This window comes from Streptomyces sp. NPDC001002 (assembly GCF_053599215.1).
Window position 1 is genome coordinate 1 of record NZ_JBSFLV010000107.1, and the last position, 20,895, is coordinate 20,895.

At 70.6% G+C, this 20,895-nt stretch carries 16 protein-coding genes; 10 read left to right on the plus strand and 6 right to left on the minus strand.

The features are described from left to right. Together ACWDR3_RS34840 and ACWDR3_RS34845 are read left to right on the plus strand one after the other, a co-directional pair. On the plus strand, nt 1–654 hold a 654-nt coding region (locus ACWDR3_RS34840), incomplete at its 5' end, for a TOBE domain-containing protein (protein ID WP_450356563.1). A 42-nt stretch (nt 655–696) separates the two neighbouring features. Further along, nucleotides 697–2,184: an HAD-IA family hydrolase gene (locus ACWDR3_RS34845; RefSeq protein ID WP_450356564.1), complete on the plus strand. Its 1,488-nt coding sequence runs from the start codon at nt 697–699 to the stop codon at nt 2,182–2,184. A gap of 6 nt (nt 2,185–2,190) precedes the next feature. Here ACWDR3_RS34845 and ACWDR3_RS34850 read toward each other — a convergent pair whose 3' ends face one another. After that, entirely contained in the window at nt 2,191–4,458 is a 2,268-nt protein-coding gene (locus tag ACWDR3_RS34850; RefSeq protein WP_450356565.1) for a M4 family metallopeptidase, read from the minus strand. Between the two features lie 656 nt (nt 4,459–5,114). Between ACWDR3_RS34850 and ACWDR3_RS34855 the strand changes: the two genes are divergently transcribed. Further along, nucleotides 5,115–5,576: a hypothetical protein gene (locus tag ACWDR3_RS34855; protein ID WP_450356566.1), complete on the plus strand. Its 462-nt coding sequence runs from the start codon at nt 5,115–5,117 to the stop codon at nt 5,574–5,576. Here ACWDR3_RS34855 and ACWDR3_RS34860 read toward each other — a convergent pair. The 3 genes from ACWDR3_RS34860 to pgm all read right to left on the minus strand — a co-directional run bounded on the left by ACWDR3_RS34860 (nt 5,554) and on the right by pgm (nt 9,312). Beyond that, complete coding sequence (locus ACWDR3_RS34860; protein WP_450356567.1) at nt 5,554–6,609, minus strand: MASE1 domain-containing protein; 1,056 nt, start codon at nt 6,607–6,609, stop codon at nt 5,554–5,556. The two genes, ACWDR3_RS34855 and ACWDR3_RS34860, sit on opposite strands and share 23 nt — an antisense overlap. Nucleotides 6,610–6,692: 83 nt before the next feature. Then, on the minus strand, nt 6,693–7,523 hold the full coding sequence (locus tag ACWDR3_RS34865; RefSeq protein WP_450356568.1) for a PP2C family protein-serine/threonine phosphatase: 831 nt from the start codon (nt 7,521–7,523) through the stop codon (nt 6,693–6,695). Between the two features lie 148 nt (nt 7,524–7,671). Beyond that, a complete protein-coding gene (pgm, locus tag ACWDR3_RS34870; protein ID WP_450356569.1) occupies nt 7,672–9,312 on the minus strand; it encodes a phosphoglucomutase (alpha-D-glucose-1,6-bisphosphate-dependent) in 1,641 nt (546 codons plus the stop codon). Between the two features lie 292 nt (nt 9,313–9,604). Here pgm and ACWDR3_RS34875 point away from each other — a divergent pair, with 292 nt between their 5' ends. Together ACWDR3_RS34875 and ACWDR3_RS34880 are read left to right on the plus strand one after the other, a co-directional pair. Beyond that, on the plus strand, nt 9,605–9,994 hold the full coding sequence (locus tag ACWDR3_RS34875) for a hypothetical protein (RefSeq protein WP_450356570.1): 390 nt from the start codon (nt 9,605–9,607) through the stop codon (nt 9,992–9,994). Nucleotides 9,995–10,106: 112 nt separating this feature from the next. Then, nucleotides 10,107–11,300 carry a hypothetical protein gene (locus ACWDR3_RS34880; RefSeq protein ID WP_450356571.1) on the plus strand — a complete coding sequence of 398 codons (1,194 nt, stop codon included), beginning with the start codon at nt 10,107–10,109 and terminating at the stop codon, nt 11,298–11,300. 28 nt (nt 11,301–11,328) lie between these two features. On the opposite strand, the gene ACWDR3_RS34885 is transcribed toward ACWDR3_RS34880, so the two are convergent. Both ACWDR3_RS34885 and ACWDR3_RS34890 read right to left on the minus strand, forming a co-directional pair. After that, entirely contained in the window at nt 11,329–12,891 is a 1,563-nt protein-coding gene (locus ACWDR3_RS34885) for a serine/threonine-protein kinase (RefSeq protein WP_450356572.1), read from the minus strand. Continuing rightward, nucleotides 12,888–13,718 carry a serine/threonine protein kinase gene (locus tag ACWDR3_RS34890; protein WP_450356573.1) on the minus strand — a complete coding sequence of 277 codons (831 nt, stop codon included), beginning with the start codon at nt 13,716–13,718 and terminating at the stop codon, nt 12,888–12,890. Before ACWDR3_RS34890 ends, ACWDR3_RS34885 begins: the two co-directional genes overlap by 4 nt. Before the next feature lie 367 nt (nt 13,719–14,085). Between ACWDR3_RS34890 and ACWDR3_RS34895 the strand changes: the two genes are divergently transcribed. The 5 genes from ACWDR3_RS34895 (at nt 14,086) to ACWDR3_RS34915 (ending at nt 20,846) form a co-directional block, all read left to right on the plus strand. Beyond that, entirely contained in the window at nt 14,086–15,102 is a 1,017-nt protein-coding gene (locus ACWDR3_RS34895) for a LacI family DNA-binding transcriptional regulator (RefSeq protein WP_450356574.1), read from the plus strand. Nucleotides 15,103–15,270: 168 nt separating this feature from the next. Further along, a complete protein-coding gene (locus ACWDR3_RS34900) occupies nt 15,271–16,515 on the plus strand; it encodes an ABC transporter substrate-binding protein (RefSeq protein WP_450356575.1) in 1,245 nt (414 codons plus the stop codon). Nucleotides 16,516–16,584: 69 nt separating this feature from the next. Continuing rightward, entirely contained in the window at nt 16,585–17,466 is an 882-nt protein-coding gene (locus ACWDR3_RS34905; protein WP_450356576.1) for a carbohydrate ABC transporter permease, read from the plus strand. After that, complete coding sequence (locus ACWDR3_RS34910) at nt 17,466–18,395, plus strand: carbohydrate ABC transporter permease (RefSeq protein ID WP_450356577.1); 930 nt, start codon at nt 17,466–17,468, stop codon at nt 18,393–18,395. Before ACWDR3_RS34905 ends, ACWDR3_RS34910 begins: the two co-directional genes overlap by 1 nt. 132 nt (nt 18,396–18,527) lie before the next feature. Continuing rightward, nucleotides 18,528–20,846, plus strand: a complete 2,319-nt coding sequence (locus ACWDR3_RS34915; protein ID WP_450356578.1) for an alpha-glucuronidase family glycosyl hydrolase — start codon at nt 18,528–18,530, stop codon at nt 20,844–20,846. Nucleotides 20,847–20,895: the final 49 nt, after the last annotated feature.

The following is a 20,895-nucleotide window of genomic DNA, read 5'->3' on the forward strand; positions in this document are numbered from 1 at the left end:
CGCGAGGCCGAGATGGCCAAGCTCCTGGAGAACACCTACCGGCACGTGAACATCGCGCTCGTCAACGAGATGATGCTGCTCCTGGACGAGCCGCTCTCCGCGCTCGACGCCAAGGTGCGACTGTCCCTGCGCGAGGAGATCCGCCGCCTCCAGCAGGAACTCGGCATCACCACCCTCTTCGTGACGCACGATCAGGAAGAGGCACTGTCCATCGCCGACCGGGTCGCCGTGATGCGCGCCGGGAAGCTCGAACAGTGCGCCGCACCGGCCGAGTTGTACGGCAGGCCCGCGACCGCGTTCGTCGCCGAGTTCGTCGGCACCATGAGCCGGCTGCCGGGACGGCTGACGGACGGCACCGTCGAGGTGCTCGGCCAGCGGCTGCCGGTCGACGGCGAGGCCCCTGCCGGTCCCGACGTGGACGTGCTCGTACGGCCCGAGGCCATCAATGTGCACGCCGACGAGACCGGAGACGCACGCGTCGTCGGCACCGCCTTCCTCGGCGCGGTCGTCCGCGTCGGCGTGCGGCTCGGCGACGGCACCGAGGTCAAGGCCGACCTGCCCACCCACGAGGCCACCACGCTGGCCGCCGGAGTCGGCGTGACCGTCTCTCTTCCGGAGCGGCCGGTACTCGTGGCAGAACGTATCCAGCCGTAGGGCCCAAAGGCCCGCAGTGAACCCGCAGTGAAAGAGAGAAACGTGACCCCCCACACCCAACTCCCGCTCCAGGCCGTCCTGTTCGACATGGACGGAACGCTCGTCGACACCGAGCGGCTGTGGTGGGAGGCGGTGGAGCAGGTCGCGGGCAGGACCCTGACGGACGCGGACCAGCCGGAGGTGCTCGGCCGTCCGGTCGAGCACACCGCCGGCTGGCTCGCCACGACCACGGGCACGTCGGCGGCGGACCTCGCCGCCGCCCTGCACCGGGAGTTCGCGGCCCGTGTCCGCACCGGTATCGTGCCGCGCCCCGGCGCGCTCGACCTGCTCGACGCCCTGGCCCGCGACGGCGTCCCCACGGCGCTCGTCACCGCGTCCCCCCGCGCGGTCGCCGACACCGTCCTGAACGCCCTCGGCGCGAGCCGCTTCGCGGTCTCCGTCACCGCCGAGGACACCCCGCACACCAAGCCCGCCCCCGACCCCTACCTCGCCGCCTGCCGCGCCCTCGGCGTGGACCCGGCCCGCTGCGTCGCCGTCGAGGACACCCCGACCGGCGTCAGCTCCGCCGAGGCCGCCGGCTGCGCGGTCCTCGCGGTCCCGTCGCTGGCCCCCATCGACCCGGCCCCCGACCGCACGGTCGTGGCCAGCCTCGAAGAGGTCACCCCGGACCGGCTGCGCGGCCTGCTCGCGCCGCGACTGCGGGTGCTGAGCTGGAATCTCTGGCTCGGCGGCGCGAAGATCGACGACCACCGCGCCAAGCAGCTCAAGGTCATCCTGGACACCGAGGCCGATGTCGTGGGCCTCCAGGAGACGGCCGGCTCGGCGGCCCGGGAACTGGCCGAGGCGCTGGGCTGGTACCACCACGAGGCCGGCGAGAACCTCGGCATCATCAGCCGCCACCCGATCACGGCCGCCCTCGGCGACCCCGACGTCGGCTTCTACGGGGCGGCCGGCGCCCGCGTCCGCGTCGGGCACGCGCGCGAGGTGGACGTATGGACGGCGCACCTGCACTACACGCCGTACGGACCCTACGAGGCCGTCTTCGACGGGCTTTCGGCGGACGAGCTGATCGCCCACGAGGACGTGCGGCTCGGGCAGATGCGGGAGGCGCTGGCGCGGATCGAGGAGGAGGGGCGGCCGGACGTACCCGTGGTCCTGACCGGGGACTTCAACTGCCCCTCGCACCTGGACCGTTCGGACGTGGTGTGGCCGGTGACACGCGCGGCCGAAGAGGCCGGCCTGCGCGACTCCTACCGCGAGGCGCACCCCGATCCGGTCCGCGCCCCCGGCCACACCTGGTCACCGATCCACCCGGTGAACGAGGACGACCCCGCCCTCGCCGAACCGCAGGACCGGATCGACTACGTCCTGCACAACGGCCGCGGCCTCGAAGTCGTCGACTCCCGCACGGTCGTCACCGGCGTCCCGCGCGCGTGGCCCGACGTGGCCGGAAACGACTGGCCGTCGGACCACGCGGCGGTCCTCACCACCTTCACGCTGGGCCTGCCGGAGGGGCCCAGCGCCGGGTGAGGCCGATCAGGGAGCCAGGTACCACTTCTCGATGTAGCCCACGTCGATCGACGCACGGTCCTGGACGCGCAGCTTCCAGGTACCGGCGACGGGCTCGGACGAGGCGTTCACCGTGAAGGTCTGGTCGACGTTGTCGGCCGAGCCGCCACTGCGGTTGAGCAGCGAGTAGACCGTGCCGTCGGGGGCCACCAGGTCGACCGTCAGGTCACCGCGGTAGGTGTGGACGATCTTGACGTAGACCTCGGTGGTCGCCGAGGCGTTGCCCTCGCGGTCGGGGACGGTGACCGCGGACTCGACCGCGGCGCCCGCGTCGGGGATGTCCACCCGGGTGTTGTTGGAGAACAGGTTCGCCACCCGCCAGGAGAAGGACCTGGTCGCGGTGGAGCCGGTCTCGTCCGTCACGGTCACCGTGACGTCGCTCGTGCCGGCGGTGGTCGGCGTGCCGGTGACCAGGCCGGTGTCGCTGATCGTCAGACCGTCCGGCAGGCCGGACGCCGAATAGGTCAGCGCGGAGCCGGAGTTGGTGGTGTAGGCGTCGACCTGGAGGGAGACCTGCTCGCCGACCCCGGTCGTCTGGTTGGCCAGCGGGCTGATGTTCACGCCCGGCGCGACCCGGCTGCCCACGTTGATCGCGGCCCACGCGTCGGCCACGGCCAGGTAGGTGGGGCTGTAGGCGCCGAACAGGTCGGTCGCGGCCTGGAGGGTCGCGGTGCGCGCGGCGGCGTAGTTGGTGGAGGACGTCATGTACGTGGTGAGCGCCCGGTACCAGATCTGCTGGGCGTTCTCGATGCCTATGCCGGTGACCGGAAGGCCGTCGGAGGTGGGGCTGTCGTAGGCGACCCCGTTGACGGTCTTGGCGCCGCTGCCCTCCGACAGGAGGTAGAAGAAGTGGTTGGCCGGGCCCGACGAGTAGTGGACGTCGATGCCACCGAGCGAGGAGTCCCAGCTGTCGCGGGACGCGCCGTCCTTGGAGGGCTTGTCCATGTAGCGCAGCGGGGTGCCGTTGCCGTTGATGTTGATCTTCTCGCCGACCAGGTAGTCCGGGACGTCGGCGGGCAGGTCGGAGTGGAACTCGACCGCGGCGGCGAAGATGTCGGAGGTCGCCTCGTTCAGGCCGCCCGACTCGCCGGAGTAGGTGAGACCCGCGGTGGCGCTGGTGACGCCGTGGCTCATCTCGTGCGCCGCGACGTCGAGCGAGGTCAGCGGGTGCGTGTTGCCCGAGCCGTCTCCGTAGGTCATGCAGAAGCAGGCGTCCTGCCAGAAGGCGTTGACGTAGTTGTTGCCGTAGTGGGCGCGGCTGTAGGCGGCGACGCCGTCGTTGCGGATGCCGTTGCGACCGAAAACGTCTTTGTAGAAGTCCCAGGTCGCCGCGGCGCCGAAGGCCACGTCCACCCCGGCCGTCTGGCGGTTCGCCGGGGTGCCGTCGCCCCAGACATCGTTGTCATCTGTAAAGAGGGTGCCGGTACCGGAAGTGCCCTGGTTGAGGTCGTAGGTGCGGTGTCCCGCGCGGTCGCCGTCGACGAGCTGGTACGTCGAGCCGGAGAGCGTGGTGCCCAGCGGGACCTCTCCGTTGAACTGCCCGGTGCCGGTGCCGGTCTCGACGCCCTGGTAGCGGAAGAGCTCCTTGCCCGTCTTCGCGTCCGTGACGACGTGCAGTTCGCTGGGGGTGCCGTCGTCCTGGAAGCCGCCGACCACCGACTCCCAGGCCAGGGCGGGCTTGCCGTCGGCGGCCCAGACGACCAGGCGGGAGTTGTTGATCTTGGGTGCGTCGGCCTTCGCCTTCTCGGCGGCGGCGAGCGCCTTGCCCTTGGCCTCGGCGGCGGTGACCTTCGGCGTGATGGACGCCAGGTCGAGCTTCGCGTTCGTCGCCTTCGTCGCGGTCGTACGGCCGGCCTTGGTGTGCACGACCAGGTCGCCGCCGAGGACGGGGAGACCGGCGTACGTCCGCTCGTAGCGGGTGTGGGTCGTACCGTCGGTGTCCCGGATGACGTCCTTGACGACGAGCTTCTCCCGGCTGCCCAGGGCGAGGCTCTTGGCCGTGTCGCCGACCGCCGCGCTCGCCTGCTTGAGGAGCGCCGTGTGCTGCGCGGGGCTGAGGGCGGCCGGAGCCGCTCCCGCGCGCGGGGTGGCGTGGATCTTCGCGGTACCGGGGTCGGCGGGGGCCGCGCCCGCGGTGCCGACCTGGACGCCGGTGGCCAGCATGGTGCTCGCGGCCGTGAGCGCCAGCGCGATGGTGTATCTGGAGCGGTGCGAGAAGCGGTGTTGCCTGGACAAGGCGTTCTCCCTCTGCAGCGGTCGGCCTCGGGTCAAGGCCGGGGCGAGCGGTCGGCCGGGTACGGCCGTCCGGCGGCGCGCGGGTGCGCACGCACGGCACGAGCGACGCCCGGATGGCGCCGGGGCTCGGCCGCGCGCGAGAAGGGGTGGGGGGATGGGAGGAGGTGGGGGGTGGGGGGTGTGGGAAATGTGGGGGGTGTGAAGCGCAGGTGAACCTGCGGACAGCAGAGTGACATCCCACGCACAGAGTTGTCATGGAGGTGACAAGACAACGGCTTGAATTGACGGTTGCCTGACGGGAGTTCGACCGGGCGCGCACCTCGTTCCAGCCATACGCGCATCCGTGGCCTGCCCGCCACGACGCCGTCCCGCGACCCGCGCCGCACCTGCGCCCACGCTGTCGCCGGCGCTGTGCACGCACGCGGAACGGCTGATCGCGCACGCGAGCCTCTGGCCGGATCGCGTACCCCTATGTGTCTCGACAAGGTGTGAGAGGCGGAACCCTTCGCCGCCGCAGTCCGTCATTACTCCGTCCGAGTGGTGCGCGCCGCCTGCCGGTCGTAGCGTCGGTAAGGCACAGCAGAGTGGGCACGGACAGCTCGAACACCTCGGACGGCACGGACAGGCCGGTCCGGAGACAGCAGCGGGGAGCGGACATGCGGGCAATCGCGATTCGTACGGCGGTCACGCTCTGTCTGGCCGCGGCGCTCGCCGCCGCCGCGGGGGCCCCGTCCTCCGCCGGGCCGTCGGCACCGGCGGCACCGGTCGCACAGCCGCAGGCGGTGCCCGTGCTCGTCGACTGCCTCTGGCACACGGACGTGCGCCCCGCGGACTTCACGCTCGCCTGCGGTGACGGCAACAGCCGGCTGACCTCGCTGAAGTGGTCGCACTGGGGCACCGAGACGGCGACGGCCGAGGGCGTCAACATGCTCAACGACTGCAAGCCCTACTGCGCCGCCGGCACGTTCCGCTCGTACCCGGTGGTCGTACGGCTCTCCGATCCGAAGCCGTGGAAGAAGCACCCGGGGACGCAGCACTACACCCGGATCACCCTCGCCTATCCGGAGAGCAGGCCCGAGATCTACGGCCCGACGGTCACGTATCCCCTGTGGGACTGACCGGACGGTTCTTCTTCACGACCGACCGCTCGACGGGCTCGACCCGGTCGGTGTCGGCTGGGGGCGGTACCGGTGGCGGCTCCCCCGCCGTGAGGTGTCCGAGCACCTCGACGAGTTCCTGGCAGGCCCGTTCCACCGACCGTCTCGTGTTCAGCTGCTCGGTGATCATCGCGGACAGGAGCAGGGCGGTCAGGGCCATCGAGCCGTTGAACGCCTGCAGCTTGATCATGACCTCGACGCTGGTCAGATGCCCGAACGGGCCGGTCCGGTCCGTCGCGGCGACGGTGGCCGAGACGGAGGCGAACAGGGCGCACAGTGAGCTGCCGGCCAGCTGGAAGCGCAGCGCGGCCCAGATCAGCAGCGGGTAGACCAGGAACAGCAGGCTCATCGGGCTGTGCGTGGCCACGGGTATCAGACAGCCGGCGATGAGGGCCAGGCCCAGCGCCTCTTTCCACCGGCTGAGGTTCCAGGCCCGGCGGGTCGCCTGCAGGATCAGCAGCAGGAGCGGGGTGACGATCAGCACGCCCATCGCGTCGCCCACCCACCAAGCCAGCCAGACGAGCCAGAAGCTGCCGGTGTCGAGCTTGCCGGTGATCACCAGCATGCTGGCGCCCGCGGTCGCGCTGACCAGCATCGCGGTGAGGGCGCCCAGGAACACCAGGGTGAGGCCGTCGCGCAGCCGGGCCAGGTTGGTACGGAAGCCGACCTTGCGCAGCATGTAGTACGCGCAGACGGGGGCCAGCGTGTTGCCCACCAGGGTGCCGATCACCTGGGGCTGGAGCGAGGTGATGGACATGACGACGAGCAGTGCGCCGAGGGCGATGCCGGGCCAGGAACGCATGCCGTACAGGAGCAGACAGGCGACGGCCACGCCGGTGGGGGGCCAGATGGGGGTGACGATGGCGTCCTCGACGACGAGCTGCCGCAACAGGCCCAGCCGCCCGGCCGCGAAATAGCAGGCGGCGACGGCCAGGGTCTGCAGAACCAGGCCGGCCGCCGGGCGCAGATCACGGGTACCCACCACAGCTGCCATCAGACACCGAGGAGGGCGGGACGGCGAGGCGAAAAGGTTCCTGAGCCGACGGCGACCAGGGCCGACGGACCCCCGTCGGCCCCCTACAGCCGCCCCACCGCCCCGTCGTGGCCCACCACCAGGACCGCCGCGTCGTCCTCGTGGCCCACCGAGCTCGCCATCTTGAGGACGGCGGCGGCCAGGGCTCCGGCCTCCAGGCCCGCGACCGCTGCCACGCCGGCGAGGCGGACGACCTTGTCCAGGCCTTCGTCGAGGCTGAGGGAGGGGCCCTCGACGACGCCGTCGGTTACCAGGACGAAGACGCCGCCGGTGGTGAGGCGGTGGCGCATCACCGGGTACTCCGTGCCCTGCTCGACGCCGAGCGGCGGCCCGCCCTCGTCGTCGCTGACGCCGGATCGGCCGTCCGCCGTGGCCCAGATGTGCGGGATGTGCCCGGCCCGCGCGCTCTCCAGCACGCCGGTGACCGGGTCGAGCCGCATGAAGGTGCAGGTGGCGAAGAGGTCGGTGCCGAGGGAGAGGATCAGGTCGTTCGTGCGGGCGAGGAGCTCGCCGGGCTCGCTGGTGACCGAGGCGAGCGCGCGCAGGCCGACCCGGACCTGGCCCATGAAGGCCGCCGCCTCGATGTTGTGGCCCTGGACGTCGCCGATGGACAGGCCGATGCGGCCGTCGGGCATGGTGAAGGCGTCGTACCAGTCGCCGCCCACGTTCAGGCCCTGGTAGGCGGGCGCGTAGCGGACGGCGAGCTGGAGGCCGGGGGCCTCGGGCAGGTCTCTGGGCAGCATGCCCCGCTGGAGGGCAACGGCCAGCTCGACCCGGGAGCGCTGCAGCTGTGCGAGCTCGCGCGCCTGGGCGGTCAGCGATCCGAGTCTGGCCAGCAGCTCGTCGCCGTCGTCCGTTGGACCCTTGCGGGACATTGATCACTCCGGCGGTGACGGGGGGCCTCCTCAGGGTAGAACATATGAATTTCACCCAAAGGTGGACAAAGCGAGACGCTTCTCACACCCGCCCGGTCCCCACCGTCACCGCCGTACCGCCCGCTCCAGTTACCGCCTCGCTGTCGCGTCAGCCGCCCAGCGCCGCGTCGACCACCGCCCGGGCCTCCTCCTGGACCTGGCGCAGATGGTCGGCACCCCGGAAGGACTCGGCGTAGATCTTGTAGACGTCCTCGGTGCCGGAGGGCCGCGCCGCGAACCACGCGTTCTCGGTGGTCACCTTGATGCCGCCGATGGCCGCGCCGTTGCCCGGAGCCTCCGTGAGCACCCCGGTGACCGCCTCCCCGGCCAGCGTGTCCGCGGTGACCTGTGCCGGGGACAGCTTGGCGAGCAGCGCCTTCTCCTCGCGGTTGGCGGGGGCGTCGATGCGCGCGTAGGCGGGTTCGCCGAAGCGGGCGGTCAGCGCCGCGTAGTGCTCCGACGGCGTCTTCCCGGTGACCGCGAGGATCTCGGAGGCGAGCAGCGCCAGGATGATGCCGTCCTTGTCCGTGGTCCACACCGAGCCGTCCCGGCGCAGGAAGGACGCGCCGGCCGACTCCTCGCCGCCGAACCCGATCGATCCGTCGACCAGTCCGTCCACGAACCACTTGAACCCGACCGGCACCTCGACCAGGCGGCGCCCGAGGTCGGCGGCGACCCGGTCGATCATCGTGGACGACACCAGCGTCTTGCCGATGCCCGTGTCGGCGGGCCACTGCTCGCGGTGGGCGTAGAGGTAGGCGATCGCGGCGGCCAGATAGTGGTTGGGGTTCATCAGCCCCGCGTCCGGCGTGACGATGCCGTGCCGGTCGGCGTCGGCGTCGTTGCCCGTGGCGATCTGGAAGCGGTCGCGCTGGGCGATCAGGGAGGCCATCGCGTACGGCGACGAGCAGTCCATACGGATCTTGCCGTCCCAGTCCAGCGTCATGAACCGCCAGGTGGGATCGGTGAGCGGATTGACCACGGTGAGGTCGAGGCGGTGCTCCTCGGCGATCCGCCCCCAGTACGCGACCGACGCCCCGCCCAGCGGGTCGGCGCCGATACGCACACCGGCGGCACGGACCGCGTCCAGGTCCAGGACGCTCGGCAGATCGGCGACGTAGGTGCCCATGAAGTCGTAGCGGCCGGTGCCGGGAGCGGCGAGGGCGCGCTCGTAGGGGATGCGGCGTACGTCCTTGAGGCCCGCGGTGATGATGTCGTTGGCCCGGTCCTGGATCCAGGACGTCGCGTCGGACCCGGCCGGTCCGCCGCTCGGCGGGTTGTACTTGAAGCCGCCGTCGGCGGGCGGGTTGTGCGAGGGGGTGACCACGACACCGTCGGCGAGGCCGGAGGTGCGGCCGCGGTTGAAGGTGAGGATGGCGTGCGAGACGGCGGGGGTGGGTGTGTAGCCGTCCGACTCGTCGATGAGGACGGTCACGTCGTTGGCCGCGAACACCTCCAGGGCGGTCACCCGGGCGGGCTCGGAGAGCGCGTGGGTGTCGGCACCCAGGAAGAGGGGGCCGTCGGTGCCCTGTTGGGCGCGGTACTCGCAGATCGCCTGGCTGGTCGCGGCGATGTGGTCGTCGTTGAACGCGGTCGCCAGTGACGAGCCGCGGTGCCCTGAGGTACCGAACGCCACCCGCTGGCCCGGGTCGGACGGGTCCGGGTGCAGCGCGTAGTACGCGGTGACCAGCCGGGCGACGTCGACGAGATCCTCGGGTCCGGCCTGCCGGCCCGCTCGCTCGTGAGGCATGTGCCCGCTCCTCCACATCGGTTGACCAATATCGTCTGCCCGCCCATCCTCCCCCGTCACTGCGGCGGACCGCGAGTGGCCCACCCCTGTGAGAGCCCGACGGGCACGGGCTCCGCCCGGACGGATCGTGTCGCGATACCGGCGCCGAGGCCAGGGGCGGGGCGGACCCCGGTCCTGACACTTGTCAGGGACCGTCGGCGGCCTTCTGTTCCTAGCGTGTGCGGTGCACCGGAGCGAGCGCTCAGCGCACTTCTCCGGTGGACCCGACTCCCCACACGGACAGGACCTGTCGATGCAGCGCTCCGCGACCCGCAAGACCCTCACCCTCGCCCTCACCGCCTCGGCGGCCGCGGCCCTGGTCGCCCTCCCGACCAGCTCGGCGCAGGCCGCCTCCAACTGCTGGGCGACGGGGATCATCGCCTGGGGCCACAACGCGTTCACCTGCAACAACGCGCAGGGCGCGAACGTCTACGAGCTCAGAGGCGGCCAGAAGTACGTCATCGACCACCTGCGCACCAACCCCTCCTGGTTCGCCTGCCGCTCGGACTTCGCCGACCAGCCCAACGGCTCCAGCGTCCACCCCTACCGCTGGCTGTGGACGCAGGGCGACGACAACGGCGAGTGGGGCTGGGTGTCCGACGGCGACGTCATCAGCGAGACGAACACGGTCGAGCCCTGCTGACGCAGCGCCGGGGACGAGCCTGCCGACGGCCTGACACCTGGCCGTCGGAACGCGCCGACTCCCTTCTCCCACAAGCCTTTTGACTATTCGTCTACAGGAAGAGACGGCCTTCATGCGTCTGCTCCGACACCGTTCCATCCTCGCCTCGGCGGCGGCCCTGACCGCGCTGCTGCTCGGCCTCAGCACGGCGGCACCGGCCTCGGCGCGGCCCGCCGAGGCCCCGTCCATCACCGTGCCCTCCGGAGTCACGGCCGGGGTCGCCGTCTTCGACCGCAGCACCGGCACGTTCACCGAACAGCTCAACTCCGCCGCGCAGTTCAGGTCCGCGTCCGTCGTCAAGCTGCTGCTGGCGCTGGACTTCCTCTGGAACCGCGGCCCGGACTACTCGATCCCGGCGGCCGACCGCGCCCTGCTGGAGCCGATGCTCCGCAGCAGCTACGACGACGCGGCCGACCACTACTGGACGGAGGACGGCGGCTCCGCGATCATCACCCGCATGGTGAGCCGCCTCGGCCTCACCGACACCCAGCCGCCGCCGGCCGGCTACGAGGGCTTCTGGGGCTACACCGCGCTCTCGGCCCGTGACACCGTCACGATCTACCGCTACATCCTGGACAAGGCACCCGCCCCGGTACGGGACTTCGTGATGGGCAACCTGCGCCAGTCCACGCGCTGCGCCTCGGACAAGTTCGACCAGCACTTCGGCATCCCCGGCGCGTTCCAGAAGCCCTGGGCCGTGAAGCAGGGGTGGTCCGGCGACTACGAGGACGGCACGTGCGGTACGCCGACGGCGGCCGCTGCTTCCGGGGCGAGGACGGCCGGTGTCGGCCGGGCCGAGGCGAAGGCCGCCGCGGCCGGAGTGGACCTGTCCCGTCCGGCCCTGCACACCACCGGCACCGTGGGCGCCGGTGACCGTGCGATCGTCGCCGTCTTCACCCTGCACCCGGTGGGGACGTCGTACGGCAAAGCCTACACGGACATCGGGCGGCTGACGCGCTCGCTGAACGTACCGGGCGCGACGCGGCCGGCGGGCACGTGGTTCGGAACCTGGAGCGAGCATGTGAACGTCCGCCCCGCTCCGTCCACGGCCGACGCACCGCTCACCCAACTCCCGGCCGGTGTCGAGGTGTTGGTGGGCTGCCAGATCAAGGGCCAAGTGGTGAATGTGCCGCCTTACACCAACGAGTGGTGGGCCTACCTGCCCCAGTACGGCGGCTACGTCTCCAACATCTACATGAGTTCGCCGGACAACCAACTGCCCAACGTGTCGGTGTGCAACGGCAGTCAGGGCACGCAGGCTCCCTAGACGGCCTGCTCCGCCCGACCTGGTTGCCCTACTCCGCCTGAGTCTCGTACTCCGCGAGGTAGCGCAGCACCTTGTTCACGTGCGGCCGCACGGCTTCGGGGACCCCGCCCTCCTCGATGACGCTGCGGTCGCTCGTGCGGTAGCCGGCCGCGATCAGCGCGGGCAGGTCCTTGGCGGGCATGCCCTCCTGCTTGAAGCGCTGGTCGAGCCAGCACGTGTACAGGCTCATGGTCGAGATCGCGTCGGACGGTGACATGTAGTCCTTGTCGCCGTCCTTGTCGCCGTCGACGGCCCAGGCCCGGAAGACCGCGGGCGTCCACATGGCGACGCCGTACTCCTCGGTGGCCGGTCGGGCCGCTTTCGTGTCGAAGCCGCTCTCCGCCTTGATCATGGCGGCCAGCAGGACGGGGGTGATCTCCGCGTCGGTGCAGCGGCGGGCGGCGCTCTCGATGACCGGGCGCAGTGCGGCGGGGACGTCGGAGTCGGCGGGGATCGCTCCGAGGGTGGGCGTGGTGTGCACGTCGGTCACGACGGCCGGGGTGCCGCCGCTCTTCTTCCCGGGGTTGTCGTCGTCCCGCAGGAGCGCCGCCCCGCCGGCGGCGACGGTCGCCACAACTACCAGCGCGGCCACGGCGGTTGGCAGCAGCCGGCGTCTTCGGCGCGAGTCCGCGGTGCCCGTCAGCCGCTCGATCCTGGTCGCGAGCGTGTCCGCGGTGTGCCGTGCGCGGGAGGCGTGGTCGGGGGCGAGGCAGTCGGCGATCAGGCGCCGCCAGTCCTCCGGCAGGCCCGCGTCGAGGCGCAGCGGTGCCGTGCCGCGGGCGTAGGTCTGGGCGGCGAGGGACCTGGCGCGGGCGGTGGCGCCGGGGAACGGGTGGAGTCCGCCGGTGAGGACCTGGTGGGCGAGGACGCCGAAGGCCCAGATGTCGGCGGTCGGGCGGACGACCGCGCCTTCGACGCCGGTGCGCTGCGACCACCATTCCGGCGGCAGATGGTCGAGGGTGCCCAGCGGCGGCAAGTGGGCGTGGGTGCCGTCGAGTTCGGCGGTGAGCCCGAAGTCGGCCAGCCATACGGCGCCGGCCGGGCCCAGCAGGACGTTGGCGGGCTTGAGGTCGCCGTGCACCCGGCGTGCCGCGTGCATATGGGCGAGGCCGGCCGAGACTCCGCGCAGCACCCGGTCGGCGTGCTCGACCGGACGGCCGGGGTCGGCGGCGTCGAGCACGTCCTGCAGACCGGTCTCGGCGCGGTCCATGACCAGGGCGATGGCCCCGTCCCACGCGTCCAGGCCGGGAGCCTCGACGGTGTGGACGGCGCGCGTGCGGACCAGGTTGGGGTGGTCCGCCTCGGTGCTGAACCGGACCTCGCTGGTGACGAGTTCGCCGAGCGCGGCGCGCTGTCCGGGGGCGAGGGCGCCGGTCGGCAGCAGCTTCACCGCGACGGGCGCGCTCTCGCCGTCGCCGACGGTGTGCGCCTCGTGCACAGTGCCCCAGCCGCCGGAGCCGATGACGGGGCCCAACTCCCAGTCGGCGATGCGGAATCCGACGGGCAGCGGTCGCACCTCGAAGGGTTCGCGGACGTCTTCGGGCGCGGTCATGCCCGTACTCCCTGCTCGGTGGTCCGGATCGCCCCGCGCGGCGGCAGCAGCCCCAGGTGCTCTTCGCGTACGAGTCCGAAGCGCAGGGCGACGGAGGCCAGTCGGGCGCGTTTGGCGCCGGTGCGGCCGTCGTCGGGGCCGGTCTCCTCGCCCAGGTCCAGGCGGAGTTTGGCGAGGGCGAGGTAGTCGACGTGGTAGTTGACCGCCGAGCGGGTCAGGCCTCGGCAGGACTCCAGCGGGCGCAGGCGTTCCACGATCTCGCCGACGCCGGGCAGGGTGGCGTCCGAGCCGTCGCGCAGGCGTGGTTCGCAGAGTGCGACCAGGACGAGGAAGTACTTCGCCGTCACGTCCAACGCGAAGGGCAGCACGGTCTGTTCGCCGGCTCCGGGCGTCGATCGTTCGTCGAGATAGGCGTGTTGCGGGGCGAATACCTTGAAGGCGGCGCTGCCGGACAGGGCGGGCAGCACGACCCGCGAGAACTCGAACGGCACGGGCGCCCCGAGTCGGCCCGGAGCGACGGTGATGTACTCGCCGGCGCCTTCCAGGTTCTCCACGACGTAGGAGGCGCTGCGGCTGTAGTTCGACAGCCGCCAGTAGTCCTCGGCCGCCTCCAACCGCCCGGCCCGGCGCGAGACTCCGGGGTCGGCGAGCAGGATGCGCACACCCGCGCCCTCCGGCGCACCGCCCGCCTTCGGCAGGCCTCGTCCGAAGTCGGCCGCGTCGCCGGGTCCCAGGTGCAACAGCGCGGTGCCGCGCCCGACTTCAGATTCCGGGCGCAACAGGTCCGGCCGTGGCGGCTCCGGCAACTGGACGATGATTGTTTCCATTTGTGATCTCCCCCGAGATGGTCGGGGGGATTCTACGTTCGATCGTCTCGGCCGCACGCCGCGATGATCGCGTTCTCGCCATACCGCCGCCGTCGGCGAGGACACTCGGGGTCGGATCCAACGCGTCGAAACCGCTACGGGCCCGGCGCCTCATCGGGCAGGATCGCGGAGTCGTACGCCGCCACCGCATGGTGTCGCACGACGGTACCCGCGCCGATCTGCGCCACTCGCCGTAAGCCACCACCGTGCACTTTATAATTTCGCGAAATTTTCTGTCACGATAGAACCAGGCACCGGCCCGGTCAACGGGTCGTGTCGTCGCGGACCTGGCGGTCGGGTGCCGCCGGGGCGCTGGGAGGGAGCTGGGATGGCTGCAACGGAGTCGCCGCGGACCACCATCGCGGACATCGCACAGGCGGCGGGAGTGTCGGCGCCGACGGTGTCCAAGGTGCTGAACGGGCGGCAGGGCGTCTCGTCCGTCACCCGGGAGCGGGTGACCGAGCTGCTGCGCGAGCACGGCTACGCGCCGCGCCGGTCGGGAGGCCGGCTCACCGGCGTGATCGAGCTGGTCCTCGGCGAACTCGACAGCCCCTGGTCGGCGAGCCTGGTCCAGGCCATGGAGGCCGCCGTGTACGCCGAGGGGCTGGCGCTCGTGCTGTCCCGGCTGCGTCCGGGCAAGGAGGACGAGTGGCTGGACCACGTCGCCTCCCGCAACCCCGACGGCGTGGTGTTCGGCGTGGTGGAGGCCACCGCCGAGCAGCGCGACCGGCTGCGCGAGCTGATGGTGGCGTTCGTGGCCATCGACCCCGAGGGCAACCAGAAGGCCGAGGTCCCGACCGTCGGGCTCACCCACTGGCGGGGAGCGCACGCCGCGACCGAACACCTCATCGCGCTGGGACACCGGCGCATCGCCACCATCGGCGGACCGCTGCGCCTGCTGTGCAGCCGGGCCCGGGCCGACGGGTTCCGGGCGGCGGCGGTCGCCTCGGGCCTGGACGTACCGCCGGAGTACGTCGTGCACACCGAGTTCGGGTATCAGCCGGGCCGGGAGGCGGCGGACGAACTGCTCGCCCTGCCCGTCCCGCCGACCGCGATCTTCGCGGCCTCCGACGAGCAGGCACTCGCCGTGTACGAGGCCGCGCGGCGGAGGGGCCTGCGGATCCCCGACGACGTGAGCGTGGTCGGATTCAACGACGCACCCGTCGCGAGCTGGGCGTCTCCCCCGCTGACCACGATCCGCGAGCCCATCGACGATCTCGCCAGGCAGGCGGTGCAGCTGCTCAGCAGGCTCATGGCGGGCCAGTCCGCCGGTCCGGGGGTCGAGCTGGCGACGGAGCTGGTCGTCCGGGAGAGCACCGCCGCCCCCGCCGAAGGTCATCGCTGAACACAACGAAGAAACTTTCTAGAAACTATTGCTCTGTCGCTGCGCCGTGGGTCACCATGCGGTACCCCTTCTTTGGAGGTGCAGCTAGAGATGAAGGTCTCCAAACTCGTCAGAGATCCCGGACCGGTTCAATCCGCTGTTCACCACGGCATCAGCAGGCGCCGGGCCATGACCCTGGCGATCACGGCACTGGGGGGATCCGCGCTCGCCGCCTGTTCCTCCGGCTCGGGCAGTTCCTCGTCCTCCTCCAGCGTGACGCTGAACATGTGGGGCTTCGCCGATCTCTCCAAGACGCTCGTCAAGCAGTACGAACAGGCACACCCCAACGTAAAGATCCAGACGAAGATCAGTGACTACGACGCCTCGCACCAGACGCTGCTCACCGCCCTGGCCTCCGGCAGAGGCCCGGACATCGCGCAGATCGCGATCGACTACATGGGCGAGTTCGTCGCCCACCCCTCGGTGTTCAGCGATCTGCGCAAGCTCGGTGCCGAGTCGCTGAAGTCCCAGTACCTGGCCTGGCGTTGGGACGGCGGAGTCGCGTCCGACGGCTCGGTCGTCGGCATCCCGACCGACGTGGGCGGGATGGCGATCGCCTACCGCACCGATCTGTTCGCGAAAGCCGGTCTGCCCACCGATCCCGCCGCCGTCGGCGCCCTGTGGCCGACCTGGGACGACTACATCGCCACCGGCAAGAAGTACGTCGCGGCGAGCGGAAAGAAGTTCATCGACAGCGGCAAGGCCGTCTTCCGCGCCGAGTCGAACCAGGGCGACCTCAAGTACGTGGACGCCGACGGGAAATCCATCTACGACACCAACCCTCAGATCAGGCAGTCCTGGCAGGACGGGGTCGCGGCCATCGACGCCGGGCTCTCCGCGAACGTCGCGACCTACACCCCGCAGTGGGACACCGCGGTGGCCAACGGGACCATCGCCACCCTGATCGTGCCGGCCTGGATGCTCACCCAGGTCGAACAGCAGGCGCCCGCGACGAAGGGCAAGTGGAACATCGCGGTGCTCCCCGGCAAGGTCGGCAACGACGGCGGTTCCTTCCTCGCCATCCCCAAGCACGCGCCGCACGCGCAGCAGGCGTACGACTTCATCAAGTGGCTGGAGGCTCCGGCCCAGCAACTGGCGCTGTTCAAGGAGAACAACACCTTCCCGACGGTGCCCGCGCTGTACACCGATCCGGCCGTCACCCAGTACACCAGCCCCTTCTTCAGCAACGCGCCGGTCGGCAAGATCTACATCGCGAGCGTGCAGGGCATGAAGCCGCATCCGATCGGCGCGCAGGACCGCATCGTGGAGAACCAGTTCGAGAACGGTCTCGGCCGGGTCGATCAGGGCAGCCAGTCCGGTGCGAAGTCCTGGTCCCAGGTCATGTCCGATGTCAAACGCGAGCTTCAGGGGTAGGGGCCGGGGGACGACATGACCACTTCACTGGCCTGGAAAGAACCAATCACCGGGGGCCGAAGCGGTCGGGTGTCCAGCGCGTGGGAACGGTTCACGCCCTACGTCTACATCGCGCCGTTCTTCCTGCTGTTCCTCGCTTTCGGACTCGGTCCGCTGCTCTTCACCGGCTGGGTCTCCCTGCACAACTGGGAGCTGCTGGGCGGGGACCATCCTTACGTCGGACTGCAGAACTACGGGGACATGCTCAGTGATCCCCGGTTCTGGAAGGCGCTGCGCAACACCATCGGGATCTTCGTCCTGTCGACCATTCCGGGCATGGGGATCGCACTCGTCCTGGCCTCGATGCTGAACAACAGCAGCCTGCGGGCGAAGACGTTCTGGCGCATGGCGCTGCTCGTGCCCAACGTGACCCCGTTGGTCACCGTCACCCTGGTCTTCGCGTCCATCTTCGGCCGCGACTACGGTCCGGTGACCTGGATCCTGCGGTCACTCCACCTGCCGACGGTCGACTGGGGAGCGGACGCGCTGACCGCACAGACCGTCATCGCCATCATGGTCATCTGGCGCTGGACCGGCTACAACACCCTGATCTATCTCGCGGCGATGCAGGCGGTCCCGTCCGCCCTGTACGACTGCGCGGAGATCGACGGTGCGGGCCGTTGGACCACGTTCACCCAGGTCACGCTGCCCATGATCCGCCCGACCATCCTGTTCACCGTGGTCACCTCCACGGTCGGCGGGCTCCAGATCTTCACCGAACCGCTGCTGTTCACCTCACCGACCGGTGGCAACAACGGTCAGGGACTGACCGTCACGCTGCTCCTGTACGGGCAGGCGTTCAACTCCTTCAAGTTCGGCTACGCCTCGGCCATCGCGATCGCCCTGCTGTTCATCATCCTGGCCCTCGCTCTGGTCAACTACGCCATCGCCCGCCTGATCAGGAGCGCCTGATGCCTGTGACGAGCAAGGAAAAGCCGCAGGTCGCCAATGTCGGCCGACCGGTGTCGCGGGCCGCCGGCAGGTCACGGCGTCAGTCGATGGACGCCGTGCGGCGCAGCAGGCGCGGCCGTACGTCATGGTTCACCTACGTCGTCCTGACCATCGCGGTGCTGCTCGCGCTCATCCCGCTGTACTGGATGTTCGTGGTCGGCTCCAACGACAGCTCGGCGGTGTCCCGGTTCCCTCCGGTCCTCACCCCCGGCGGGAACTTCGGCCACAACCTCGACGTGGTCGATTCGATGGTCCCCTTCGGACGGTCGCTCGCCAACAGCGCCATCGTCTCCGGAGCGGTGGCGGTGCTGCAGATGTTCTTCTGCAGCCTCGCGGGATTCGCCTTCGCCAAGCTCCGGTTCCGCGGTCGTCGCGTGTTGTTCCTGATGGTGGTCGCGACCATGGCGCTGCCCAGCCAACTGGGCCTGGTGCCCATGTACATGATCATGTCCAAGCTGGACTGGATCGACACCTACTGGGCGCTGATCGTGCCCGGGGCGGTCTCCGCGTTCGGTGTGTTCTGGATGCGGCAGGTCGTCATCGGGACCATTCCGGACGAGCTCATCGACGCCGCGAAGGCCGACGGCTGCTCGACGTTCCGGATCTACCGCTCGATCGTCGTACCCAACATCCGGGGATCCGCCGCGGTGTTCGGGCTCTTCGCGGCGATGACCACCTGGAACGACTTCCTGTGGCCGCTGGTCGTCCTCAACACCCCGGACATGTTCACCTCCCAGGTGGCCATCCAGCAGCTGCGCACTCAGTACACCATCGACTACTCGACCGTCATGACCGCCTCCGTGCTGGCCACGCTGCCGCTGCTGCTGCTCTTCGTGGCCGCGGGCAAGCAACTGGTCGCCGGAATCATGGAGGGCGCGGTCAAGGGATGACCGGCGCCTGACCGCCGTACCCCCAAGGACATTCCCCCCGGTGAGCCATGCCCCGTGTCCGATCACGCCGGCGAGCCGGACTGTTCCCGACGCCGTCACCGGATCCCGCTGGGATCACCAAGGAGAGACCTCATGCAGCAGGTCACCATTGTCCGTTCACCGGAAGCCGGCCCGCTCACCCGCCGGGCGTGCGAGGAACTGCGCGCCTTCGCCGGCAAGTTGTGGACGGCCGAGGTGGAGACGACCGAGGCGTACATCGCCGCAGCCGGGCCGACCGACGATGCCGTGCTGACCATCGTGGTCGGCACACCGGACCAACCCCATGTGCGCGCCGCCCTCACCGAACTCGATGCCCAGGCGTCACCGGTCGACGCCGACTCCTACGCCCTGCGGGCCGAGGGCACTGTGGTCGCTGTGGTCGGCGCCGACGACGCCGGAGTCCTCTACGGCAGCTACGAACTGCTGGAGCACCTCGGGGTCCGCTTCTACCTCAGCGGCGAGTCCCTGCCCCGCCGCGGCCCGGTGGCCGTCCCGCCGTGCGCCGTCGACCGGGCTCCCGCCGTCCGGCTGCGCGGCTTCATGCCGTACACCGACTTCCTGACCGGACCGTCCACCTGGGACGAGAAGGACTACCTCCAGGTGATCGACAGCGCAGCGCGGCTGCGGCTGAACCTCTTCTCGATGCACTTCTACACCTTCGAGCCGGTCGGGCAGTTCACGTTCAAGGGGCAGCCGCGGACCGAGGCGTTCTGGGACACCTCGCGCACCACCCGCTGGCACAAGCGCCCCGGACGGGTCTCCGACTTCGTGGCCGGCCGGGAGCACTTCGCCGACTACCTCGCCGACGACACCTTCGGGGCGCGCTCGGCCATCGACGCGACCACCCCCGAGGAGCGTTTCCGCCTGGCGGAGGCCGACATCCGGGCCGCGTTCAGCCACGCCAAGGAGCGGGGCATGCGGACGACCATCGGGATCGAGGTGACCGATCCGCCGCTGGAGTTCCGGGCGCTGGTCGATCCCGCCTCCCGGTACGGCGTGGACGGCTTCGGCATCTGCCCCAGCTCCGCGGACGCCCGTGAGCTGCTGGCCGGCTGGCTGGCCGGCCTGGTCACCGCCTTCCCCGACGTGGACACGTACACGCTCTGGCAGTCGGAGAACGGGCCTTCGCGGTGGACGGCCGGCTGCACCTGTGAGCCGTGCACACGCTTCCGCGCGGAGCACCCCCTGCCCCGCTACACGATCGACGACCTGCTCGGGAAGGTCAGCGCCCAGGTCTACGACGTGGAGGACATCACCGAGACCGCGCAGACCTTCCTGCAGTGGGTGCTGCTCGGACACGACATCCTGCGCGAACTGGCTCCCGGCAAGCAGGTCGCCCTGGCCGGCTGGTACATCGAACACCTCTTCCGCGACGCGGCCCCCTATCTGCCGGAGGAGGTCGTGCTGTCCTCGATGACAGAGGTCGACCCCTGGGAGGCGCCGCCCCTGCTCGACCACTACCAGGGCGTGGACCGCGAGCGCTGGCTGATCAACTGGTGGGAGATCGACTTCCGGATGTGGCTGCCGCAGCCCAAGGTCAGCGCCTACCCGCCGATCATGGACAAGGTGCGCGCCTACGGCATCGACGCAGTCATCTGGCAGCACTGGCGCACCCGGACCGTCGACGACAACGCCCGCTACACCGCCCTGGCGATGTGGGACCCCGACCTGACCCCGGACGCGTACTACCGAGACGTCTTCGGCGTCGAGTGGGGCGAGGCGGCCGCCGTCGAGGCGGCGGAGGCGATGCGGCTGTTCGAACGGTACGAGCAGTGGCTGTGCCACGACCTCGGCTGGCAGGTCTTCGCACAGGACTGGTATCCCCCGCTCATCAACCAGGCCCTTGAGTTCATCGGCGCGCACGGCGCCATACCGCCGCAGATCGTCGCGGACGTCGAGGCGAAACTGGCCGAGATACCGCGCATCCGGGAACGCCTGGGCGAGGTGCGCGAGGCGCTGCGGACCGCGCGGACCAAGGCGGTCGTCCTGCGGGACGGCGACCGGCCCGGCTTCTGGGAACACCGGGTCGAGTTCTACCAGCTCTTCATCGACTGCCTGGAGCGCGTCGGCGAGGCCGCGCTGGCCTACCGGGACGCCACCTGCGGCGACCGCCCCACCGCCTCCGAGACACAGGCGCTCAAGCGAGCTTACGAAGCCCTGCGCGCCGCACCAGTCCTCGAATTGATCCAGAAGCTGGCCGAACGAGTCGAGGACCGGGGCGACTTGGGCACCTTGGTCAACCTCAACAACGAACTGTGGACCCGCTATCGCGGTGCGCTGGACGGCATCACGCGATGGCTCAGCGACGCGGCCGTGGGCGGCCTGTGGACGCTGCGCATCCTCCCGGACGGCACCTTGCGGCCGCCGATCATGGGCCCCGACGCCCTGCGCCCCAAGGGGCAGTGGAGCTGACCCCCGCGCTTGCGGCCCCCGCATCCACGACCCCCGCGCCGAACGAGCA

Excerpts from the sequence above, each read along its gene's own strand:
- ACWDR3_RS34875 (WP_450356570.1), top strand. The coding sequence starts at position 9,605 with ATGCAGCGCTCCGCGACCCGCAAGACCCTCACCCTCGCCCTCACCGCC.
- ACWDR3_RS34895 (WP_450356574.1), top strand. The coding sequence starts at position 14,086 with ATGGCTGCAACGGAGTCGCCGCGGACCACCATCGCGGACATCGCACAG.
- ACWDR3_RS34860 (WP_450356567.1), bottom strand. The coding sequence starts at position 6,609 with ATGGCAGCTGTGGTGGGTACCCGTGATCTGCGCCCGGCGGCCGGCCTG.
- pgm (WP_450356569.1), bottom strand. The coding sequence starts at position 9,312 with ATGCCTCACGAGCGAGCGGGCCGGCAGGCCGGACCCGAGGATCTCGTC.
- ACWDR3_RS34915 (WP_450356578.1), top strand. The coding sequence starts at position 18,528 with ATGCAGCAGGTCACCATTGTCCGTTCACCGGAAGCCGGCCCGCTCACC.
- ACWDR3_RS34890 (WP_450356573.1), bottom strand. The coding sequence starts at position 13,718 with ATGGAAACAATCATCGTCCAGTTGCCGGAGCCGCCACGGCCGGACCTG.
- ACWDR3_RS34865 (WP_450356568.1), bottom strand. The coding sequence starts at position 7,523 with ATGTCCCGCAAGGGTCCAACGGACGACGGCGACGAGCTGCTGGCCAGA.
- ACWDR3_RS34855 (WP_450356566.1), top strand. The coding sequence starts at position 5,115 with ATGCGGGCAATCGCGATTCGTACGGCGGTCACGCTCTGTCTGGCCGCG.
- ACWDR3_RS34880 (WP_450356571.1), top strand. The coding sequence starts at position 10,107 with ATGCGTCTGCTCCGACACCGTTCCATCCTCGCCTCGGCGGCGGCCCTG.
- ACWDR3_RS34900 (WP_450356575.1), top strand. The coding sequence starts at position 15,271 with ATGACCCTGGCGATCACGGCACTGGGGGGATCCGCGCTCGCCGCCTGT.
- ACWDR3_RS34885 (WP_450356572.1), bottom strand. The coding sequence starts at position 12,891 with ATGACCGCGCCCGAAGACGTCCGCGAACCCTTCGAGGTGCGACCGCTG.
- ACWDR3_RS34910 (WP_450356577.1), top strand. The coding sequence starts at position 17,466 with ATGCCTGTGACGAGCAAGGAAAAGCCGCAGGTCGCCAATGTCGGCCGA.